This is a genomic window from Rhodosalinus sp., from assembly GCF_046542825.1.
Lineage (GTDB): Bacteria > Pseudomonadota > Alphaproteobacteria > Rhodobacterales > Rhodobacteraceae > Rhodosalinus.
This window is the reverse complement of sequence record NZ_JBKHAQ010000193.1, coordinates 1-2,531: the sequence shown is the minus strand read 5'-3', so window position 1 is coordinate 2,531 and position 2,531 is coordinate 1. Positions and strand designations below refer to the sequence as shown.

Sequence of the window (2,531 nt, the reverse complement as noted above, 5' to 3'; positions counted from 1 at the left end):
GGCTACGGCCCCGACCGCATCGTGATCGACCCCTCGGTGGTGCGCGGCCTCGGCTATTACACCGGCCCGGTCTACGAGGCCGAGCTCACCTTCGAGATCACCGACGACAAGGGTCGCCCGCGGCAGTTCGGCTCGGTCGCGGGCGGCGGGCGTTACGACGACCTGGTCAAGCGCTTCACCGGGCAGGCGGTGCCGGCCACGGGCGTCTCCATCGGCGTGGACCGGCTGCTGGCCGCGCTGCGCGAGAAGGGCCGGATACGGACCGCCGAGCGCGGGCCCGTCGTCGTCACCGTGATGGACCGCGAGCGCATGGCCGACTACCTCGCCATGGCGTCGGAGTTGCGCGCCGCCGGCATCCGCGCCGAGGTCTACCTCGGCAATCCGAAGAACTTCGGCAACCAGATGAAATACGCCGACCGCCGCGGCGCGCCGGTGGCCGTCATCGAAGGCGAGGACGAGCGCGCGCGCGGGGTGGTGCAGCTCAAGGACCTGATCCTTGGCGCGCAGATCGCCGAGAGCGCGACTCTGGAAGAGTGGAAGGAGCGCCCCAGCCAGATCGAGGTGCCGCGCGGCGAGCTGGTGGCGAAGGTCCGCGAGATGCTGGCGTCCCACGGCCTCGGCCCCTCGGAATGACCCCCGCGCGCGCCGAGACCCGCGCCGAGGCCGCCCGCCTCATGGCGCGCTTCGAGGCCGCGGGCGCGCGCGGCGTGGACTGCGCGATCCTGCAGCCTGCCGACACGCTGCTGGACCTTTACGGCGAGGATATCCGCGCGCGGGCCTACACCACCCACGACCCGCTGCGCGGCGAACAGATGCTGCGCCCGGACTTCACCGTGCCGGTGGTGCAGATGCACATGGCCGAGGGCGCGGAGCCCGCGCGCTACACCTATGCCGGCGAAGTGTTCCGCCGGCAGGAGGACGACCCAGACCGCGCCAGCGAATACATCCAGGTGGGCTACGAGGTCTTCGACCGCAGCGATCCGGCAGGGGCCGAGGCAGAGGTCTTTGCGCTGTTCGCCGCGGCGCTGGCGCCGCTTTCCCTGCGCGCCGCGACCGGCGACATCGGCCTCCTGACCGCGGCGGTTCAGGGCCTGACCACCACCGCGCCACGCAAGGCGGCGCTGATGCGCCACATCTGGCGCCCGCGCCGCTTTCGCCAGCTGATCGAACGCTTCGCGGGCCGCGCGCCGGTGCCGCCCGCGCGGCTCGCCCTGCTCAAAGATCCCGACCCGCTGGCCGAGGCCGGCCCGATGATCGGCCTGCGCTCGGAGGATGAGATCGCGGCCCGCATCGCCGCGCTCCGGGAGGATGCGGCAGCGCCCCCGATCGCGCCCGAAGAGGTCGCCTGCCTCGACGCCGTGCTGGGTGTCCGGGGGGCGGCGCCACGGGCGCTGGAGCGACTGCACGAGGTCGCGCGCGACATGCCCGCGATCCTGCCCGCCGTCGAACGCCTGACCGCGCGGCTGGGCGCGCTGGAGGCGCAGGGCATCGACCCCGCCCGCCTCGATTTCGAGGCGAGCTATGGCCGCACCTCGATGGAATACTACGACGGCTTCGTCTTCGGCTTCTACGCCGAGGGGCGCGACATGCCGCCCGTGGCATCCGGCGGGCGCTACGACGCGCTGACGCGCCAGCTTGGGCAGGGGGCCGAGATTCCGGCGGTGGGCGGCGTGATCCGGCCCGGCCTGACGCTTGCGCTCGGGGGGGGGGCATGACGGTGAAGCTGGCGGTGCCCTCGAAGGGCCGGATGATGGAGCAATGCGCCGACTGGTTCGCCGCCCGTGGCGTGCGCCTGTCGCGCAGCGGGACCGAGCGGGAATATTCCGGCGCCGTCGAGGGGGTCGAGGGCGTGGCCCTGGTGCTGCTTTCGGCCGGTGAGATCCCGCGCGAACTGGCCGCGGGGCGGGTGCACCTGGGCGTCACCGGCACCGATCTCGTGCGCGAGAAGCTGGCGCGCTGGGAGCGCCGGGTGGAGGCGCTGGCGGGCCTGGGGTTCGGTCGCGCCGACCTGGTGATCGCGGTGCCGCAGGCCTGGGTGGACGTGGACACGCTCGACGATCTCGACATGGCCGCCGCGGCGTTCCGGGAAGCGCACGGGCACCGGCTGCGGATCGCGACCAAGTATCACCGGCTGGTGCGCGAGTTCCTTCGCGCACACGGCGTCGCGGACTATCGCCTCGTGGACAGCCAGGGTGCCACGGAAGGCACGGTCCGCAACCTGACCGCGGAGGCGATCGCCGACATCACCTCGACAGGCGAGACGCTGCGCGCCAATCACCTGAAGATCCTCTCCGACGGGCTGGTGCTGCAAAGCGAGGCCACCCTCTACCGGTCACGCGCGGCACCGCTCGACGCAGTGGACGGCGAGTCCATGGCCGCACTTCTGGGAGCGCTGGGGCTCGTCTGAAAAGCGGCCTCCGACAATATCGCGGGATACTCCGGTTCCTGATTGCCAGGCGCTTTCTGGATGTTGTTGCGAAACCACACTCGCTTTTGCTGGCCCCACATTGGCACCACCCAAGGCTTCACAT

General features: G+C 71.8%; 3 protein-coding genes. All 3 read left to right on the top strand.

Going from position 1 to position 2,531, the window contains the following annotated elements:
* Positions 1-633, top strand: a 633-nt coding sequence (locus tag ACLFOB_RS14950; protein ID WP_410926612.1) for a His/Gly/Thr/Pro-type tRNA ligase C-terminal domain-containing protein, incomplete at its 5' end; no start/stop codon positions are given.
* Positions 630-1,715 carry an ATP phosphoribosyltransferase regulatory subunit gene (locus ACLFOB_RS14945; RefSeq protein ID WP_410926611.1) on the top strand — a complete coding sequence of 362 codons (1,086 nt, stop codon included), beginning with the start codon at positions 630-632 and terminating at the stop codon, positions 1,713-1,715. The genes ACLFOB_RS14950 and ACLFOB_RS14945, both read left to right, overlap by 4 nt.
* A complete protein-coding gene (gene hisG, locus ACLFOB_RS14940) occupies positions 1,712-2,407 on the top strand; it encodes an ATP phosphoribosyltransferase (protein ID WP_410926610.1) in 696 nt (231 codons plus the stop codon). The genes ACLFOB_RS14945 and hisG overlap by 4 nt, the downstream gene beginning before the upstream one ends.
* Positions 2,408-2,531 lie beyond the last annotated feature (124 nt).